We start from the raw sequence: 19,348 nt of genomic DNA, 5'->3' as shown, positions 1-19,348 counted from the left end.
ACCCTGATGGATGCGCCCCAAACCTTGAGCAGTGTTTAATCTGGTATGGCGCCGCCTCAATGAGTTAAGAATCGGTTGATGCGGCTAACGATTTTCGGCGGGCCTCATGTGAAGAGATCCGGACTTCGGACGAGAGGACGAGTGTGAACGACTACGACGCGTTGCGCGATTATCTGCTCCGGCAGAAGCAGGCGGAATTCGTGCTGACCTTCGAGCAGATCGAGGAGATCATCGGTGCGGCGCTGCCGCGCGCGGCCAATCGTGCCTCATGGTGGGACAGCCTGCGCAGCCCCGACATCCAGATGCCGCAACGCGAGGCCTGCCTCGCCGCCGGATTCGTGGCGACACGGATGCCGGACGGCCAGAGCGTGCGGTTCAGGAAGCAGAAGAGCGAGCGGCGGCGATAGTGTGAGCGGCCCGCTGTCCACCCTCCTCCAGGGGAGGGTAGGACAAGTATCCTGGGCGGGCACGGCGCAAATGCGCCTTTGCCCACCCTGCGGCACGAGATCAAGTCGTGCGGTCCACCGCGAACGCGAGAACGGTTGCCGCTAGACTAGACTAGCCGAGGTGTCGTGCCGAGGCCTTCATTGAGGCCTTCATTGGCGCTCACGGAGCCAGCGTTCGTCGGTGGCGTGTGCTCGTATCAGACAGCTGGTTGTCCGGCGGTCGCAGGCGCGCATGCACACGTTCTGGCGGCCCCGAACGTCACCGGCCCCGCCGGTGTAGTCGGCACACGTGCCGATGCAGTTTGCGCCTCGATCCTCGCATCGTGCAGCCGTCACTGCTTCGGCCGAGGGGACGAGGAACATAGCGGTGCCTATGAGGGTGATCGCGTGGAGAAGGTGCCGGGTCATCCGTAACTCCTGAGAAGGACGCGCTTGGTCTGCTCATGCCAGCCGTTGCGCTTGAGGGTGTAGGAACGCCGAGAACGACGGTGGCGAGCCCAACGACCTCGATGACGAAAGCCGTTCTGGATCGAATGCTGCGCGCCATTTTTCGCGGCGGTTGGGCAGCGGTCCATTGATCTGGATCAAGCCCGGCCTCATCGGCGCCTCACCCCGTGGCTTCGCGGGCAGCCCCCCAGGGGAGAGGGAGGCTGCTTAGCTCGCCGCTTCCAGCCGGACCTCGGTCAGCAGGCGCATCGCCGCATCAGCGTCCATCGGCTCGCCGAAGGCAAAGCCTTGCGCGTATTCGCAGCCCATCTGGTAGAGCTCGACCGCATCGGAATCGGTCTCGGCGCCTTCGGCGACGACGTCCATGCCGAGATCGTGCGCGAGCGCGATGATCGACTTCAGGATCACCGGCCGGGTGCCGCGGTTGGTGGTGCGCACGAAGGACTGGTCGATCTTGATGGTGTCGAACGGGAAGCGCTGCAGATAGGCCAGCGAGGAATGGCCGGTGCCGAAATCGTCCAGCGACAGGCCGGTGCCGAGCTCGCGGATGCGCGTCAGCATCTGCGCGGCGTGCTCCGGGTTCTCCATCACCAGCGATTCCGTCAGTTCGAGCTTGAGCGTGCCGCGCGCCACCGAGGAGCGCGACAGCACGGTGCGGATGTCGTGGATCAGGTCGTGGCGCAGCAGCTGCCGTGAGGAGACGTTGACGGAGGCGAAGATCGGCTCGCGCGAGCGCATCGCGCGCTGCCACACCGAAAGCTGCTTCGCGGTCTGGTCGAGCACGAACATGCCGAGGTCGACGATCAGCCCGGTCTCTTCCGCGATCGAGATGAACTCCGACGGCGCCATGCGTCCGAGCTTGGGATGATCCCAGCGCGCCAGCGCCTCGAAGCCGGCGACGGAGCGGTCCTCCAGCTGCACGATCGGCTGGTACAGGATCGTGATCTCCTGCCGCTCGATGGCGCGGCGCAGTTCGCTTTCCAGCGTCAGACGGTCGGTCTTTCGCGCGCGCATCGCCGGCTTGTAGACGTCGATGCGGTCGCCGCCGATGCGCTTGGAATGATACATCGCAAGCTCGGCGTCCTTGATGATCTCGTCGGTCAGCTGCGTTTGCGGATCGGACAGCGCAAGGCCGATCGAGGCGGTCAGGAAGATCTCGCGGTCGTTGAAGGCGATCGGCGCGCGGATGGTCTTGCGGATGGTCTCGGCGAAATTGGTGATCCGCGCCGGATCCTGCTCCGACAGCAGGATCAGGCCGAACTGGTCGCCGGCAAGCCGCGCCAGCGTGTCCTGCGGCTTCAGGATGCGGGTGAGGCGGCGGGCGAGCGTCAGCAGGATGGAATCGCCGACGGCGATGCCGACGGAATCGTTGACCTGCTTGAAGCGGTCGAGGTCGATCACCATCAGCGTCGGCCGTAGCGTCGGCATGGTCTTTGCGAAGTTTGCGACCGCCCCGAGCCGGTCCAGGAAAAGCTTGCGGTTGGGCAGGCCGGTGAGATTGTCATGCACGGAATCGTGCAGCAGGCGCTCCTCGGCGTTGCGCAGCTCGGTGACGTCGGTGAGGGTGCCGACCACGCGCGAGACCTCGCCGTCGGAGCCGACCACCGGGCGCGCCTTCAGCGCGAACCACATGAAATGGCCGTCGGGGGTGCGCAGGCGGAAATCCTGCACCAGGCGGCCGCGGCGCTGGTCGAGCACGCTGTCGAGCGCGGCGCGGAAGCGGTCCTGGTCGAGCGGATGCAGCACCTCCAGCCAAGAGGCGGCCGGGCCTTCCAGCGTGCCGCGCTTGAGGCCGAGCAGGGCTTCGGTCTCCGGGCTGGTGAAGACCTTGTCGGCGGAGACGTCCCAGTCCCAGATCAGATCGCCGGAGCCGGCCAGCGCCAGGGCGCGCCGCTCGATGTCGGAGACGACGCCGGTGGTGGCGCCGCCGCCGGCAAAGGCGTGCTGCATCACGGTGAAGCCGATCAGCATCACGATCAGCACGAGGCCCCCGAGCAGGGCCGGGCCGACGATGTCGTTGGTGACGGAGCCCGCGACCGTCATGCCGGCCGCGACCACCCAGACCACGAGGAGGAACCAGGTCGGGATCAGCAGCACGGCGCGGTCGAAACCGTGGGTCGAGAGATAGACGATCAGCGCGAAGCCGGCGAAGGCGATCAGCACCAGCGATATGCGGGCGATGCCGGAGGCGACCGCGGGATCGAACAAGGCGAGCGCGACGAGAGATCCGAGGAACGCGAGCCAGCCCACCGTGATGTGCGAATAGCGCACATGCCAGCGGCTGAGGTTCAGATAAGCGAACAGGAACACCAGCAGCGTTGCCGCGAGGATCGCTTCGCCCGCCGCGCGCCAGATGCGCTCGGCGTTGTTCGACATGTCGAGCACCTTGCCCCAGAAGCCGAAATCGACGCCGATATAGACCAGCACCGCCCAGGCCAGCGCCGCGGCGGCCGGGAACATGATGCTGCCCTTCACAACGAACAGGATGGTCAGCACCAGCGCCAGCAGGCCGGAGATGCCGATCACAATGCCTTGGTACAGCGTGAACGAGTTGACCTTGTCCTTGTAGGACTCGGGCTCCCACAGATAGAGCTGCGGCAGCTTGTCGGTGCGCAACTCCGCGACGAAGGTGACGACGGCGCCGGGATCGAGGGTGATGCGGAAGACGTCCGCGGTTGCGCTTTCCTGACGTTCGGGCCGGTCGCCGATCGAAGGCGTGATGGTCGCGATGCGCGACAGGCCGAGGTCGGGCCAGAGCAATCCCGAGGAGACGATGCGGTAATGAGGCGCGACGATCAGGCGGTCGAGCTGGTCGTCGGTGTTGTTGGCGAGCGCGAACACCACCCAGTTCTGGCCGCCCTCGCGGGCGCGTACCTCGATGCGGCGGACGATGCCGTCGGTGCCGGGCGCGGTCGACACCTGGATGCGGTCGGCATCGCTGCGCTGATGCTCGAGCACGCCGGTGAGGTCGATCGCGGGCGCGTCACCGCGGACGCTGACGGCGTCGAGCGCGCGCGCAGGGTACGCGGCGACAAGAATCATGAGGCCCAGCGCGATGGGCGCGAGGCACCTGATCAGACGCAAGGTCAGTTCTCCGCGTTCGACGCAACTCTTCGGTGGAAGACGATTTCACACCGGACGGAATTGGTTCGGTGCGTCGCGATAGATGCCACGAAAGCGAGGAAAATCAAAGGGTTTCCGGCGTGTCCTGTGGGCCGCTGGCCTAGACCTCCAACACAATTTTGCCAATATGTGCGCTCGTCTCCATGCGCCGGTGCGCGTCGGCTGCCTTTTCCAGCGGGAAAGTGCTGTCCATCAGCGGTTTGACGCGGCCTTCGCGCAGAAGCGGCATCACTTTCTGTTCGATTGCGGCCACCATCGCCGCCTTGTCCGCATTACTACGGGGGCGCAGCGTCGAGCCGGTATGGGTCAGGCGCTTGACCATCACCTTGGCGATGTTGGCTGTGATCTTGGGGCCGTTGAGGGTCGCGATCTGCACGATGCGGCCGTCAATCGCGGCGGCATCATAGTTGCGGTCGACGTAGTCGCCGGCGACCATGTCGAGGATCAGGTTGACGCCGAGCTTGTTGGTCTCTTCCTTCACGACGGTGACGAAGTCTTCGGTCTTGTAGTTGATGGCACGGTCGGCGCCGAGCTTGAGGCAGGCCTCGATCTTGTCTTGCGATCCCACGGTGACGAACACCTTCGCGCCGAACGCCTTCGCGAGTTGGATCGCCATGGTGCCGATGCCGGAGGAGCCGCCGTGAATCAGCAGCGTCTCGCCCGCTTTGAGCCCGCCGCGCTCGAACACGTTGTGCCAGACCGTCATCAGGGTTTCCGGCAGCGCGCCAGCTTCCTTGATCGACAGGGAAGGCGGCACGCTCATTGCCTGGGCGTCCTGGGCGATGCAGTACTGCGCATAGCCGCCACCGGCGACGAGGGACATCACCTTGTCGCCGATCTTGTGCCGCTTGGCGTTGCTGCCGACCGCGACCACTTCGCCTGCGATTTCCAGGCCGGGCAGGTCGCTGGCGCCGGGCGGTGGCGGATAGGCGCCGGAGCGCTGCGCCACGTCGGGCCGGTTGACCCCGGCAGCCATCACCTTGACCAGGATCTCGTCCGGACCAGGCTGCGGAATGCTGCGTTGTTCCGGCACCAGCACCTCCGGTCCGCCCGGTGTGGAGATGGCGACCACGGTCATTTGCGCGGGCAGCTTGTCCATGATGTGTCCTTGGGCAAAAGTGCGGGAGGAACGAGGCCCTTGCTTAGCCAGCGCGGCCCAAGCTGGCAACCGCCTCAGCGCTGTGCGACGCGAACGCAGGAGGAACGACGATGCCGATCGAAGACGACGACCGCCCGCGCAAGAAGGTCACGCACGAAATCGGACAGGATCTCTCACTCTTGTCCGTGGAGGAACTGACCGAGCGCGTCGCTCTCCTGAAGACCGAGATCGCCAGACTGGAAGAAGCCGCCACCAAGAAGCGCGCCTCGCGCGATGCGGCGAACAGTTTCTTCAAGTCGTAAGTCGCCACCAGACGTGCAGTCCTAATCCTGAGGCCCTGCATGGTTCGAGACGCGCGCGAAGAGCGCGTTCCTCACCATGAGGGTCTGGACGAGAGCGGAACGTGTCGCGGGCTCGGTGCGACGCGGCGAGTTTTGTTCCGCACCGCACTCGGCCACTGGCTGACATGGCTAACGAAATCCGAAAAAATTAGCTCGTTTACCGTCGATTAAGCTTTCGGGTTTATGACTGCAACTGTCCTTGTTTGGACACCGAGTGGCTCCTGTCCACTCTGTTTGACGCCTCCCTGTTATCAACTTTCAAAGCCGCCGGTCTCCGGCGGCTCTTTTTTTGCGCCTCCCTTCGGCTGAATTCCGAGGAATGACCCGCGGAAACCATATCCGCGCTTGTCGCTGGACTCCGCGTCTCGCCCGCGCAATGATTTGTTCATCATGATCCGGCGCCAAAACCGGACGGGTAAACAGTTGCGTAAGGGGCGTTAACCATGGAACGTTTGCAAGCCGAAGGTGCTCTCGTTCAACTCAGTGAGCGGTTCACCAATTCTGCGGCGTTCGGCGCCCTGTTCCGCGAGGGTATGGATCTCGTCGAGGAGACCGCGGCCTATCTCGACGGCGCCGGCCGCGTCGAGGCCAAGGCGCTCGATCGTGCCGTCAGCCTCACCTACGCAACCGAGAGCATGCGCCTGACCACTCGCCTGATGCAGCTCGCCTCCTGGCTGCTGCTGCACCGCGCGGTGAAGGAAGGCGAGATGACGCTGGTGCAGGCCAATCGCGAGAAAACCAAGGTCAAGCTCACTGCCGCCGATCCGGGCCCGGCCGACACCATCGAGAAGCTGCCCTCGCAGCTCCAGGAGTTGATTCATCGCTCGATGAGCCTGCAGACCCGCGTGCGCCGCCTCGATACCTCGATCCACACCCCGCCGGCCGAACACGTCGCCATCGGCAACCCGCTGGTCCCGCACCTCAACGCGCTCAAGGCCGCGTTCGAGCGGTAAGGTCTACCTGCCGTCATTGCGAGCGAAGCGAAGCGATCCAGAATCTCTCCGCAGAGGCAGTCTGAATTTGCTTCCTCGCAAACGCTCCTCGCAATGACGGCAACCCCGAAACAAAAACGCCCCCGGCTTTCCGGGGGCGTTTTTCGTCTCCGGCCTTGTGGGCCGGATCAATCCTTTTTGAGAAAGCCCGAAAACTTCTTCTGGAAGCGCGAGACGCGGCCGCCGCGGTCCATGATCTGGGCGGAGCCGCCGGTCCAGGCCGGGTGCGACTTCGGGTCGATGTCGAGGTGCAGCTTGTCGCCTTCCTTGCCCCAGGTCGAGCGGGTCTGGTACTCGGTTCCGTCGGTCATCACGACCGTAATCGTATGATAATTCGGGTGAATTTCGGCTTTCATGGCAATTCCTCGGCGCCCTGCGCCTATCGCTAGAGTGATGATCGATGACGGATTTGGGCGGCTCTATACCCCACAGGTCCCTCTAAAACAAGCCATTGTGGAGACTGGAGAACCGGGCCGGTCCCTAAGGGACATCCCGGATTTGCCACTCCTCCTGCTCCGGCCTATGTGGGGAGAATTGTCTCCTTGGGTCCGATCGCATGAGCGCAGTGGAACGGCTTGACGACCAGTACCGCGACGGGCGCGACGCCGCGCCGGCAGATACCACGTCGATCGAGGTCGAGCTGATAGAGCAGCCCGCCAAGGGGCGCGCGAAGCTGCGGCCGCTGCTGGCGCTCGCGCCCTATGTGAGCCGCTATCGCGGCCGGGCCGCGCTCGCCTTTGTCGCGCTCACGATCGCGGCGCTGACGACGCTGCTGGTGCCGGTGGCGGTGCGCCGGATGATCGATTTCGGCCTGACGCCCGAGGGCATCGAGCTGATCAACAGCTACTTCTCGGTGATGATCGCCGTCGTCGCCGTGCTCGCGCTGGCGAGCGCGGCGCGCTACTACCTCGTGATGACGATCGGCGAGCGCATCGTCGCCGATCTCAGGCGTGACGTGTTCGCGCATCTGTTGTCGCTGTCGCCCTCCTTTTTCGATTCCGCGCGCAGCGGCGAATTGATCTCGCGCCTCACCGCCGACACCACCCAGATCAAGTCCGCCGTCGGCGCCTCCGTGTCGATCGCGCTGCGCAACCTGATGATGTTCTTCGGCGCCGCCGCGATGATGGTGATCACCAGTCCCAAGCTGTCTGGCTTCGTGCTGCTCGCCATTCCGCTGATCGTGCTGCCGCTGGTCGCCTTCGGCCGCTGGGTGCGCCGGCTCTCGCGCAATGCGCAGGACACGCTCGCTGATGCCTCCGCCTATGCGGGCGAGCTGGTCGGCGCGATCCGCACCGTGCAGGCCTATACCAGCGAGAATTTTGCCGAGAAGCGTTTCGGCGGCGAGGTCGAGCAGGCCTATGAGGCCGCCCGCACCTCGACCCAGGCCCGCGCCGTGCTCACCGCGATCATCATCTTCATCGTGTTCGCGAGCGTGGTCGCGATCCTCTGGATCGGCTCGCATGATGTGCTCACCGGGACCATCACGCCCGGTCGGCTCGGCCAGTTCGTGCTCTATGCGGCCTTTGCCGCCGCGGGCCTCGGCCAGCTCAGCGAGGTCTGGGGCGAGGTGTCGGCCGCCTCGGGCGCGGCCGAGCGCCTGTTCGAGATCTTGCACGTGCAGCCCGAGATCGCAGCGCCCGCTGCACCGCGCGCTTTGCCGGTGCCGCCGCGCGGCGAGGTCGGCTTCGACCGCGTCAGCTTTGCTTACCCCGCGCGGCCCGACGTCAACGTGCTCGACGCGGTGTCGTTCACCGTGCGGCCGGGCGAGAAGGTCGCGATCGTCGGTCCCTCCGGCGCCGGCAAGAGCACGATCTTCCATCTGCTGCTGCGCTTCTACGATCCGCGCAATGGCGCGATCTCGCTCGACGGCGTGCCGGTGAAGTCCGCCGATCCCCGCGATTTCCGCTCGCGCATCGCGCTGGTGCCGCAGGAATCCAACGTGTTCGCCGCAAGCGCCCGCGAGAACATCCGCTTCGGCCGGCCCGATGCGACCGACGCCGAGGTCGAGCGCGCCGCCGAACTCGCGCACGCCGCCGAATTCATCCGCCGCCTGCCCGAAGGCTTCGACACCCCGCTCGGCGAGCGCGGCGTGACGCTGTCAGGCGGCCAGCGTCAGCGCATCGCGATCGCCCGCGCCATCCTGCGCGACGCGCCGCTCCTGCTGCTCGATGAAGCCACCTCCGCGCTCGATGCCGAAAGCGAGACGCTGGTGCAGACCGCGCTGGAAGAGTTGATGCGCCACCGTACCACGCTGGTGATCGCCCATCGCCTCGCCACCGTCCTGTCCTGCGACCGCATCCTGGTGATGGACCACGGCAAGATCGTCGAGCAGGGCACGCATGCCGAGCTCGTGGCTGCGAACGGGCTCTATGCGAGGCTGGCGAGGCTGCAGTTCGAGGGGGCGTGAGGCGCTTCAAAACGGAACCGCACTCGCGACAGTAAGAGTGTTCCGAGCGCGTCCCACAATCTCGTCATTGCGAGCGAAGCGAAGCAATCCAGAATGCCTCTGCGGAGGGATTCTGATTGCTTCGTCGCAAGGGCTCGCAATGACGTGTGGAGAGAGCTTCGCGCCACAGCGGGGAGAGCATCACAGCGGGCCTACCGGCACTTCGGCGACAGCGCCGGCACGTTCGGCCACGGCCAGTTCTTCCAGCTTCCGTCCGCGCCCACGCAGGCTGATGTCCCCGCGCCGTTCGTCTGCGCAGGGGCGCTCGATGTTGCAAAGTGCTGGTCGACATAGGTCGTCGATAAAAATCCGGCGACGATGACGCCCAGCATCACCGAGGAGCCCTTGGCCAGCTCGTTCAGCTTCATCGATCGTCTCCATCGGCTTGTCGTGCCTGAGACAACGAATAACCGGCGCCGCGGGATCCCTAAGTGACAGGCCTCACGCCCGCCACATCATCTTCAGCACCGGCCGGCCCGAGGTCGGGTTCACGTCGTCGCCGGCATGGGCAAAGCCGTTGCGCTCGTAGAAGCGGATGGCACGGGCATTGTCCTTGTTGACGAGCAGCGTGACGCCCGACGGCGACAGCCGCTTGGCCTCGTCCACCAGCAGCCGCGCCGCATCCGAGCCCCAATGCGCGGGATCGACCACGAGCTGGTCGAGATAACCCTCGTGGTCGATGGTGACGAAGCCGGTCAGCACGCCGCCCAGTTCGGCGACCACGACCTGGGCCTTCGGCACCAGATCCTTGCGCCAACGCTCGCGCCACCATTCCAGCCGCGCGGCAAAGTCGATCTGCGGATAGGCCTGCTGCCAGGTGCGATGCCACAGGTCGATCGAGGCGGCTTCGTCCTCGGGGCGGTAGGGGCGGATGTGGAGCGCGCTCACTACCGCTCCGTCAGCTTCAGCTCGATGCGGCGGTTGCGCTTGAAGGCCTCTTCCGTGTTGCCGGCGTCGAGCGGCTGGAATTCGCCGAAGCCGGCGGCGACGAGGCGCTGGGCGGGCACGCCGAGCGAGATCAGATATTGCACCACCGAGATGGCGCGGGCGGCGGAGAGGTCCCAGTTCGACTTGAAGTTCGCGCCGCTCACCGGCCGCACGTCGGTGTGACCGTCGACGCGCAGCACCCAGGCGATCTCGTTCGGAATCTTCTTGTCGAGCTCGATCAACGCGTTCGCCACGGTGTCGAGCTCGGCGCGGCCTTCCGGCAGCAGCGTCGCCTGTCCGGTGTCGAAGAACACTTCGGACTGGAATACGAAGCGGTCGCCGACGACGCGGATGTCGGGGCGGTTGCCGAGGATGGCGCGCAGGCGGCCGAAGAACTCGGAGCGGTAGCGCGACAATTCCTGCACGCGCTGCGCCAGCGCGACATTCAGGCGAGAGCCCAGATCGGCAATTCGATTCTGCGATTCCTTGTCGCGCTTCTCGGAGGCATCGAGCGCCTCTTCCAGCGCCGCCAATTGCCGCCGCAGCGCACTGATCTGCTGGTTCAGCACCTCGATCTGCGCCAGTGCCCGCGCCGAAACCGCTTTCTCGGAGTCGAGCGCCTTGCCGAGCTCGGCGGTCTTTCCTTGCGCGTCGTTGCCAGCGGCAGCTAAGCCCTCATAGAGGCCCTTGATGCGGTCGCGCTCGGACTCGGCCGAGGCAAGCCCGGCCCTCAGCTGCGAGACCTGGTCGTCGAGGGTGAGCTTGCCGAGCTTCTCCAGCGACAGCAGCTCGTTGAGCTGGGCGATCTTGGCGTTGAGCTGCTCCAGCGCCTTGTCCTTGCCGGTCACCTCCTGCGACAGGAAGAACTGCACCACCAGGAACACCGAGAGCAGGAACACGATCGACAGCACCAGCGTCGACAGCGCGTCGACGAAGCCGGGCCAGTAGTTGAAGCCGCTTTCGCTGCGGCGGCCGCGGGCTAGTGCCATGTCGCTAGCCCTTCTCCGGCTGGCGCGCGATCCGTTCCAGGAGGCGCCGGATCTCGCGGTTCTGCTCGCCCTGGCCGTCGGCCCATTCGCGGATCATCTGCTGCTCGGTGCGCATGTGCGAGACCAGCGCCTGGATCGCCTCGGCAAGGCTCGCCATCGCCGCCGTGGTGCCGCGGCTGGCGCTGCCTTCCTCGAGCACGGAGCGCAGTCGCTCGACCGCGGCCTGAAGCTCGCCGCTGGCAACCGCGCCGCCGGCGGCGGCGACAGGCACCTCGCCGCGGCCATATTCGCGCACGGTGGTGGCGAGCCAGTCCTCCAGGTCGGTGTAGAAGCGGTTCTGCGCCTGGCTCGATTGCAGATCGAGGAAGCCGAGGATCAGCGAGCCGGCGAGGCCGAACAGCGAGCTCGAGAACGAGATGCCCATGCCGCCGAGCGGGGCGGCAAGCCCTTCCTTCAGCGTGTCGAACAGGGCGCCGGAATCGCTGCCGACCTTGAGGCCGTCGATCACCTTGCCGACCGAGCCGACCGTCTCGATCAGGCCCCAGAAGGTGCCGAGCAGGCCGAGGAAGACCAGGAGGCCGGTCATGTAGCGGGAGATGTCGCGGGCCTCGTCGAGGCGAGTCGCGATGGAATCGAGCAGGTGCCGCATGGTGGTCTGGGTGATGGTCATCCGCCCGGTGCGCTCGCCGCCCAGGATCATCGCCATCGGCGCCAGCAGTTTCGGGTGGCGGGCAGGCGCAAGGCCAGGGTCGGCGATGCGGAAATTGTTGACCCAGGACACTTCAGGGTAGAGCCGGATCACCTGACGGAAGGCCAGGATGATGCCGATGAACAGGACGCCGCCGATCAGGGCGTTGAGCCCGGGATTGGCGAAGAAGGCCTGGATGATCTGCTTATATAGCACCACGCCGACCAGGGTGCAGAGCACCAGGAAGACCAGCATCCGCACCAGGAACACGCTGGGGGAGGACAGTTTCGTGTATTCGATGTCCATGGGGGAGCGGGGCGAGGCGCCAGGCGGCATGGCCGGTATCATCCGTTACGAACGTGATTGCGGGATGCACTATGGCACAGGCCCGGCCCAAAAAAAGCGCCGGATGAGCCGATTTCGTGGAGAGGCCGGAACCCGAAGCGGAAAACGCGCTTTGATAACGTGACATTTGCACGACTTCCGCAGGCCGCCGCTGCCCTGTAGCTGCTCCGGCTGTTGCCGGCACCCGCCCGTTCTTCCCTCTGCCGCCCCACGAGACCTGACCAAGGGAGTGGTCGCATGAGCGTCGTTTCCGCGATCATCGGGACTGCCGAACGCGTGCCGCTGCCTGACGTCGTGATCCGGACCGCGATCCAGCGTCTCTGCTCCCGCACCGCAACCTGTCTCGCCGCGCCTGATGCGGCCGACGATGCTGGCATCGCCCGGCGGATGCTGCTGCGGCCGATCACCGGGGGCGCGGCTGCCGGGGCTGACGAGGTGCCTGCTTCGTTCTTCGCGGAGGTGCTCGGCCCCAACCGCAAATACTCGTGCTGCTTCTACAGGACCGAGGCGACCACCCTGCAGGAGGCGGAGGAGGAGGCGCTGCGCCAGACCGTCGAGCATGCCGGTCTCGCCGACGGCCAGGCCATCCTCGAGCTCGGCTGCGGCTGGGGCTCGCTGTCGCTGTGGATCGCGCGGCAGTTTCCGAACGCGGCGGTCACCGCGGTCTCGAATTCGCGGGCGCAGCGCGCCCTGATCGAGGAGCAGGCGCGGCTGCGCGGGTTGTCGAACCTGCGCGCGGTCACGGCGGACATGAACGTGTTCGCACCCGATGGGCAGTTCGATCGCATCGTCTCCGTCCACGTTCGAGCACATGATGAACTGGCGCAAGCTGATGACGCGCCTGCGCTCGTGGCTCGCGCCCGAGGGGCGCTGCTTCATGCAAATCGCCACGCATCGCACCGGCTCCCATCTGTTCGGCCCGAGCGATCGCGAGGGCTGGATCGTCCGGCACGTCTTCACCGGCGGGCTGATGCCGAGCCATCACCTCGTCAGGCGGTTCGACGACATCTTCACGGTCGAGAAGGAATGGTGCTGGAGCGGAACGCACTATCAGCGCACCGCCAATGACTGGCTCGTCAATTTCGACGCGCGTCGCGAGCCGATCGAGGCGGCCTTGCGCAAGGTCTACGGCGATGACACCGGTCTTTGGATGCGGCGCTGGCGCTGGCTGTTCCTGGTGACATCGGGCCTGTTCGGCTGTGCCGATGGAACCGAATGGGGCGTCAGCCAGTACCGGATGAAGGCCGCCGATCGATTGCGATCTTCTGTCGCAGCAGCCGCTGGTGGAACCCGACTCACAATCCGGTGAGTCCCGAAAAGCCTCAAAAAGTCAGCACGATAGGTCGTGTGACATTGAGCCGCCCGCAGCATGCGTTGCGTCGCAGCAGGTCCATTCTATTTTTGACGGCATCAGCCGCGCGCAAATCGCCCGGAATGGGCAGGCTCGCGCGTGACCAGTGTCAACAACATCGGGGCATTTCACTTCATGTCAGGACTTCGCGCGCGATCGGCATGCGTTGCAATGATGCTCGCGGCCCTTGCGCCGCTGCTCGCCGCTTGCGAGGAAACGAGCTCGGCCGTCTCTGCCGCTCCGCCCGCCGATCCTGACGTCAGCATCGTCGTCGTCAAGCCGCAACCGCGCGCCGTGGTGCGCGAGCTGCCGGGCCGGATCGCGCCGACACGCGTCTCCGACGTGCGGCCGCGCGTCTCCGGCATCGTGGTCGAACGTCTGTTCCGCCAGGGCAGCGAGGTCAAGGCCGGCGATCCGCTCTATCGCATCGATCCGCGTCCGTTCGAGGTCGAGGTGATGGCGAACGAGGCGGCGGTCGCCAAGTCCGAGGCTGCCTTGATGCAGGCCAGGCAGCAGGCGCACCGCATTGCCACCCTCACCAGGGATCGCGCGGCGCCGGAAGCCGAGAACGAGAAGGCGATCGCCGCCGAACGCCAGGCCCATGCCGAGGTCGAGGGACGCAAGGCCGAGCTCGCCCGCGCCAAGCTCAACCTCGACTACGCCACCGTGCGCGCGCCGATCGACGGCGTCGTCGGTGCGGCCCTCGTCAGCGAAGGCGCGCTCGCCGTGCAGAACGAGACCAATCTTGCCACCATCCAGCAGCTCGATCCGATCTATGCCGACTTCACCCAGTCGGTGACCGAGCTCAACCAGCTTCGCCGCGCCTTCGAGAGCGGCGATCTCGAGCGCATCGCGGCCGATGCCGCCAAGGTGCGGCTCGTGCTCGACGACAACACGCTCTATTCGCTCGACGGCAAGCTGCTGTTCTCCGACGCCAAGGTCGACGCCCATACCGGGCAGGTGACGCTGCGCGGCGAGTTCCGCAATCCCAAGCGCGAGCTGCTGCCGGGCATGTATGTCCGCGTCCGCATCGACCAGGGTCTCGACAGCGACGCTATCGCGGTGCCGCAACAGGCGATCCAGCGCAATGGCGGCGGCGGCAGCGAGGTCTTCGTCGTCAAGGATGACAACCACATCGCGGTGCAGCCGGTGCGCACCGGCTCGGTGCAGGACGGACTCTGGTTCGTCACCGAAGGCCTGAAGGCCGGCGACAAGGTCGTGGTCGAGGGATTCCAGAAGTTCGCGGCCGGCGACAGGGTCAAGCCGCAATCCTGGTCGGAAGCGGACGCGACCGCAGACGACCGCCACGCCCAGAAGCTGACGCGGTAACGCTCGCGCGGCCGAGAACACCTCCCGAAGGGAGAGGTGGACCTTAGACGACCGGCCGAACCTGACTTCGTCGAGCCTGAACGAAACAACGAGGGCGATACGGCAAAATGGCGAGTTTCTTCATCGACAGGCCGATCTTCGCCTGGGTGGTCGCGCTGTTCATCTGTCTGATCGGCGCGATCTCCGTGCCGCTGCTGCCGATCGCGCAATATCCGATCATCGCGCCGCCCTCGATCTCGATCTCGACCAGCTATCCCGGAGCTTCGCCGGAAAACCTCTACAACAGCGTCACGCGGCTGATCGAGGAGGAGCTCAACGGCGCCTCCGGCATCCTCAATTTCGAATCGACCAGCGACTCGCTCGGCCAGGTCGAGATCATCGCGAATTTCGTGCCGGGCACAGACACCAGCGCGGCCTCGGTCGAGGTGCAGAACCGCATCAAGCGGGTCGAGGCGCGCCTGCCGCGCGCGGTGATCCAGCAGGGCATCCTGATCGAGGAAGCCTCGAGCGCAGTGCTGCAGATCATCACGCTGAACTCGACCGACGGCAGCCTGGACGAGGTCGGCCTCGGCGACTTCATGATCCGCAACGTGCTCGGCGAGATCCGCCGCATTCCCGGCGTCGGCCGCGCCACGCTGTATTCGACCGAGCGCAGTCTTCGTGTGTGGGTCGATCCCGCAAAGCTGGTCGGTTACGGGCTGACCGCCGACGACGTCAACAAGGCCATTGCCGCGCAGAACGCGCAAGTCGCCTCCGGCAGCATCGGCGCCGAGCCGTCGACCTCGAGCCAGCGCACCTCCGCGCTGGTGCTGGTCAAGGGCCAGCTCTCGTCTCCCGATGAGTTCGGTGCCATCATCCTGCGCGCCAATGCCGACGGGTCGACCGTGCGGCTGCGTGACGTCGCGCGCATCGAGGTCGGCGGCCTCAGCTACCAATTCAACACCCGCCTCGACGGCAAGCCGACCGCCGGTCTTTCCGTGCTGATGTCGCCGACCGGCAATGCGCTGGCGACGGCGAGCGCGGTCGAGGCCAAGATGAAGGAGCTGTCGCGCTTCTTCCCGGCCAACATCTCTTACGAGATCCCCTACAACATCACGCCCGTGGTCGAGGCCTCGATCAAGAAGGTGCTGACGACGCTGCTGGAAGCCGTGGTGCTGGTGTTCGTGGTGATGTTCTTGTTTCTCCAGAACATCCGCTACACCATCATTCCCACCATCGTGGTGCCGGTGGCGTTGCTGGGGGCCTGCAGCACGCTGCTGCTCGCCGGTTACTCCATCAACATGCTCTCGATGTTCGGCATGGTGCTCGCGGTCGGCATCCTCGTCGACGACGCCATCGTCGTGGTCGAGAACGTCGAGCGCATCATGAGCGAGGAAGGCCTGCCGCCGAAGGAGGCGACGCGCAAGGCAATGTCGCAGATTTCGGGCGCCATCATCGGCATCACCCTGGTGCTGATGGCGGTGTTCGTGCCGATGGCGTTCTTCCCGGGATCGGTCGGCATCATCTACCGCCAGTTCTCGGTGACCATGGTCGCCGCGATCGGCTTCTCCGCCTTCCTCGCGCTATCGCTGACGCCGGCGCTGTGCGCGACCTTGCTCAAGCCTGTTACCGCGGGCCACGGCCATGCGAAGCGGGGCGTGTTCGGCTGGTTCAACCGCATGCTTGAAGGCGGCAAGGAGCGCTATTCCCGCACCGTCGGCTTCTCGCTGAAGCGCACCGGCCGCCTGATGCTGGTCTATGCCGCGCTGCTGGTCGGCCTGTCCTGGGCCTTCATCAACCTGCCCGGCGGCTTCCTGCCGATCGACGACCAGGGCTTCGTCACCACCGACGTGCAGACGCCGTCGGATTCGTCCTATGCCCGCACCGAGGCGGTGATCGAGAAGGTCGAAAAATATCTCGCGCAGCGGCCCGGCGTCGACAACGTCACCTTCCTCACCGGCTTCAGCTTCTCCGGACAGGGCATGAACACGGCACAGGCGTTCATTACCTTGAAGGATTGGTCGGAGCGCGGGCCGAACGAGTCGGCTGCTGCGATCGTCAATGACATCAACCGCGATCTCGGGTCGTCGATCCGCGACGCAAAAATCTCCGCGCTGCAGCCGCCGCCCATCGACAATCTCGGCAACTCCTCCGGCTTCTCGTTCCGCCTGCAGGATCGCGGCCAGAAGGGCTATGCGGCCCTGATGCGCGCCGCCGACCAGCTGATCGCCGAGGCCAATGCGAGCCCGGTGCTGCAGAAGGTCTATATCGAAGGCCTGCCCGAGGCCGGCGTGGTCAATCTCGTGATAGACCGCGAGAAGGCCGGTGCCTTCGGCGTCACCTTCGAGGACATCAACAACACGATCTCGACCAATCTCGGATCGAACTACATCAACGACTTCCCGAACCGCGGCCGCATGCAGCGCGTCGTGGTGCAGGCAGATGCCCGCGACCGCATGCGCACCGAGGACATCCTCAACTACAACGTCAAGAACAGCCGGGGCCAGCTCGTGCCGTTCTCGTCCTTCGCCACGGTGGAATGGGCGCGCGGCCCGACCCAGATCGCCGGCTTCAACTATTATCCGGCGGTGCGTATCTCCGGCGAGGCGAGGCCCGACTTCACCTCGGGCGACGCCATCGCCGAGATGGAGCGGCTCGCAGGAAAACTGCCGCGTGGCTTCGGCTACGAATGGACCGGCCAGTCGCTGCAGGAAAAGCTGTCGGGCTCGCAGGCGCCGTTCCTGCTCGCGCTCTCGGTGTTCGTGGTGTTCCTGTGTCTCGCCGCGCTCTACGAGAGCTGGACCATTCCGCTCGCGGTGCTGCTCACCGTGCCGCTCGGCATCGTCGGTGCCGTGACCGCGGCGCTGCTGCGCGGCCTGCCCAACGACGTCTATTTCACCGTCGGCCTGATCACGATCATCGGCCTTGCCGCAAAGGATGCGATCCTCATCATCGAGTTCGCCAAGGATCTGCGCAAAGAGGGCAAGCCGCTGGTGGAAGCCACCATCGAGGCCTGCCGCCTGCGCTTTCGACCGATCCTGATGACCGGCCTCGCCTTCATCTGCGGCGTGCTGCCGATGGCCATCGCCCATGGCGCCGGCGGCGCCAGCCAGCAGGCGCTCGGCAGCGTCGTGATGGGCGGCATGATTGCGGTGGTGATCCTCGCGCTGCTGATGGTGCCGGTGTTCTTCGTCTCCGTGCAACGCGTGCTGGCGGGGGATCGCGAGCCAAAGGCGGCGAGGGACGGCGAGGCGTACGGGCCGCCCGCGCCGGCGCAACAAGGTCACTAACGTTTTTTTCCGTCATTCCGGCGCGCGCGTAGCGCGAACCCGGAATCCATCGAGCGGCTATCACAGTCGATGAATAGATTCAGGGCTCGCGCCAAGAGGCGCGCCCCGGAATGACCATGGGAGCTTGCTTTCTCGTGATCGCCAATCCAGACTGCAGCTCTGGATTGAATGGGCATGCATTCGCACCGTAGTGCGAATGCGTTATCAACCCGCCGATTGAGAGCATGTGATGCGTCCGACCGACGTTGCGATTTCCAACTATCGCTCCATTCGCCAGCTCTCGATCCCCATTCACCCCCTGTCCGTGTTCGTGGGGGAGAATGGTGTCGGCAAATCCAATCTCTACAAGTCCTTGTCGCTGTTGCGCGACGCAGCGGCGGGTCGAATCACGCGCACGATCGCCGAGGAAGGAGGATTGAATTCCGTCTGCTGGTCCGGCCTTCGCAGGAAAGGCGAAGATGGGCGACTGCGCTTGTCCGCCAGATTCGATCGTCTCAGCTATTCCATTGAACTCGGATTTCCCGGCCCGGGAGAGGCGGCATTTTCCGGCGAGCCGATGATCAAGGCCGAAAGCATCGAGGCGACGCAAGGCAAACGAACGGTTCAACTCATGAAGCGGAAAAATTCGCTCGTCAGCGTCCGCGGCGAGAGCGGTGCCTGGAACAGCCACAAGGATGCGGTGCTGCCGTCAGAGACGGCGCTTGCGGATTTTGCCGATGGCGAGGAATGCCCTGAGATCGGCCTGATCAGAAACGCGATGCTCGGTTGGCGCTTCTATCATGACTTTCGCACCGATCCGGCCTCGCCGATACGAAAGCCGTGCCTCGCGATCACGACGCCCTCGCTCAGCGCCGATGGAAGCGATTTGGCTGCCGCCCTGGCGACACTCTATTCCATTCGGGAAGATGCCACCGACCTGCAGGACGCGATCGAGGATGCATTCCCAGGCGCCGAGCTTCGCGCATGGGGAGGAAATGGCTTATGTGAATTTGATCTGCAACTGGCGGATATGCCTAGGCCATTCAAGGCGCATGAACTATCCGATGGGACGCTGAAATACATCTGCCTGCTCGCGGTGTTCATGGGCTATCGGCTGCCGCCCTTCATCGCGCTGAACGAACCGGAGAGCAGCCTGCATCCGTCGCTGCTGGCGCCATTGGCGCGGCTGGTCGCCAAGGCATCACGCCGTGCCGACATCTGGATCGTCACCCATTCGGAACAACTGATGGAGGCATTGCGAAGCGAGAGTTCGGTCCCGCTTCGCAGGGTGATCAAGCAGAAAGGCGCCACGACCATCGAGGGCCTGACCCTCGGCGGTGAATATCGGGGCGAGGAATCCGACGAAGACGACGCTTGATCGCTACGGGTCAAGCCCTAGCCGGTCAAACGCAAGGCAACGGGCCGTAAGGCGCGCACGCTGTCTCACTACCTCGCCCCGTTCTTACGGGGAGGGTGGGGTGAGGGGCTGCTCTTTTCACGTTCCGCTCAGAGCGTCCGACCCGCGCCACGGCCATGTGTGCCGGATCGACTGTCGGCTCTGGCTGACGTCCTGCCTT

General features: G+C 65.3%; 14 protein-coding genes and 1 pseudogene. 8 read left to right on the top strand and 7 right to left on the bottom strand.

The window, feature by feature from the left end; translation table 11 throughout:
* Window positions 1–143: 143 nt before the first annotated feature.
* Window positions 144–407, top strand: a complete 264-nt coding sequence (locus tag ACRQ5Q_RS37140; protein WP_439370530.1) for a DUF7662 domain-containing protein — start codon at window positions 144–146, stop codon at window positions 405–407.
* A 693-nt stretch (window positions 408–1,100) separates the two neighbouring features.
* Here the strand turns inward: ACRQ5Q_RS37140 and ACRQ5Q_RS37135 are convergent.
* Both ACRQ5Q_RS37135 and ACRQ5Q_RS37130 read right to left on the bottom strand, forming a co-directional pair.
* Window positions 1,101–3,977 (bottom strand): EAL domain-containing protein, encoded by a 2,877-nt coding sequence (locus tag ACRQ5Q_RS37135; RefSeq protein ID WP_439394807.1) that lies wholly within the window; start codon window positions 3,975–3,977, stop codon window positions 1,101–1,103.
* Between the two features lie 139 nt (window positions 3,978–4,116).
* Window positions 4,117–5,115 (bottom strand): NAD(P)H-quinone oxidoreductase, encoded by a 999-nt coding sequence (locus ACRQ5Q_RS37130; protein ID WP_439394805.1) that lies wholly within the window; start codon window positions 5,113–5,115, stop codon window positions 4,117–4,119.
* Window positions 5,116–5,225: 110 nt separating this feature from the next.
* On the opposite strand from ACRQ5Q_RS37130, the gene ACRQ5Q_RS37125 reads away from it, so the two are divergent.
* Window positions 5,226–5,417 (top strand): DUF1192 domain-containing protein, encoded by a 192-nt coding sequence (locus tag ACRQ5Q_RS37125; protein ID WP_018646675.1) that lies wholly within the window; start codon window positions 5,226–5,228, stop codon window positions 5,415–5,417.
* Window positions 5,418–5,899: 482 nt separating this feature from the next.
* A complete protein-coding gene (gene rcdA, locus ACRQ5Q_RS37120; RefSeq protein ID WP_439370527.1) occupies window positions 5,900–6,409 on the top strand; it encodes a protease adaptor protein RcdA in 510 nt (169 codons plus the stop codon).
* A 167-nt stretch (window positions 6,410–6,576) separates the two neighbouring features.
* On the opposite strand, the gene rpmE is transcribed toward rcdA, so the two are convergent.
* Entirely contained in the window at window positions 6,577–6,804 is a 228-nt protein-coding gene (gene rpmE / locus ACRQ5Q_RS37115; RefSeq protein ID WP_027553890.1) for a 50S ribosomal protein L31, read from the bottom strand.
* A 200-nt stretch (window positions 6,805–7,004) separates the two neighbouring features.
* Between rpmE and ACRQ5Q_RS37110 the strand changes: the two genes are divergently transcribed.
* Window positions 7,005–8,855 carry an ABC transporter ATP-binding protein/permease gene (locus ACRQ5Q_RS37110; protein WP_439394803.1) on the top strand — a complete coding sequence of 617 codons (1,851 nt, stop codon included), beginning with the start codon at window positions 7,005–7,007 and terminating at the stop codon, window positions 8,853–8,855.
* A gap of 191 nt (window positions 8,856–9,046) precedes the next feature.
* Here ACRQ5Q_RS37110 and ACRQ5Q_RS37105 read toward each other — a convergent pair whose 3' ends face one another.
* From ACRQ5Q_RS37105 to ACRQ5Q_RS37090, 4 genes are all read right to left on the bottom strand, one after another.
* The gene (locus ACRQ5Q_RS37105; protein WP_439394801.1) at window positions 9,047–9,262 is read right to left on the bottom strand and encodes a hypothetical protein; all 216 of its coding nucleotides are present in this window, start codon (window positions 9,260–9,262) and stop codon (window positions 9,047–9,049) included.
* A 73-nt stretch (window positions 9,263–9,335) separates the two neighbouring features.
* Window positions 9,336–9,782 carry a GNAT family N-acetyltransferase gene (locus ACRQ5Q_RS37100; RefSeq protein WP_439394799.1) on the bottom strand — a complete coding sequence of 149 codons (447 nt, stop codon included), beginning with the start codon at window positions 9,780–9,782 and terminating at the stop codon, window positions 9,336–9,338.
* Window positions 9,782–10,810 (bottom strand): peptidoglycan -binding protein, encoded by a 1,029-nt coding sequence (locus ACRQ5Q_RS37095; RefSeq protein ID WP_439394797.1) that lies wholly within the window; start codon window positions 10,808–10,810, stop codon window positions 9,782–9,784. Before ACRQ5Q_RS37095 ends, ACRQ5Q_RS37100 begins: the two co-directional genes overlap by 1 nt.
* A gap of 4 nt (window positions 10,811–10,814) precedes the next feature.
* Window positions 10,815–11,834: a flagellar motor protein MotA gene (locus tag ACRQ5Q_RS37090; RefSeq protein WP_439370522.1), complete on the bottom strand. Its 1,020-nt coding sequence runs from the start codon at window positions 11,832–11,834 to the stop codon at window positions 10,815–10,817.
* Between the two features lie 246 nt (window positions 11,835–12,080).
* Between ACRQ5Q_RS37090 and ACRQ5Q_RS37085 the strand changes: the two are divergent.
* The 4 genes and pseudogenes from ACRQ5Q_RS37085 to ACRQ5Q_RS37070 all read left to right on the top strand — a co-directional run bounded on the left by ACRQ5Q_RS37085 (window position 12,081) and on the right by ACRQ5Q_RS37070 (window position 19,149).
* Window positions 12,081–13,152: pseudogene (locus ACRQ5Q_RS37085) on the top strand (SAM-dependent methyltransferase).
* A 177-nt stretch (window positions 13,153–13,329) separates the two neighbouring features.
* On the top strand, window positions 13,330–14,523 hold the full coding sequence (locus ACRQ5Q_RS37080) for an efflux RND transporter periplasmic adaptor subunit (protein ID WP_439370520.1): 1,194 nt from the start codon (window positions 13,330–13,332) through the stop codon (window positions 14,521–14,523).
* Window positions 14,524–14,630: 107 nt separating this feature from the next.
* On the top strand, window positions 14,631–17,792 hold the full coding sequence (locus ACRQ5Q_RS37075) for a multidrug efflux RND transporter permease subunit (RefSeq protein WP_439394795.1): 3,162 nt from the start codon (window positions 14,631–14,633) through the stop codon (window positions 17,790–17,792).
* A 229-nt stretch (window positions 17,793–18,021) separates the two neighbouring features.
* Complete coding sequence (locus ACRQ5Q_RS37070) at window positions 18,022–19,149, top strand: AAA family ATPase (protein ID WP_439394793.1); 1,128 nt, start codon at window positions 18,022–18,024, stop codon at window positions 19,147–19,149.
* Window positions 19,150–19,348 lie beyond the last annotated feature (199 nt).

The sequence above is a fragment of the Bradyrhizobium sp. PMVTL-01 genome (genome assembly GCF_051861855.1).
In the GTDB taxonomy this organism is placed as follows: Bacteria; Pseudomonadota; Alphaproteobacteria; order Rhizobiales; family Xanthobacteraceae; genus Bradyrhizobium.
This window is presented reverse-complemented; position numbering and strand designations above follow the sequence as displayed.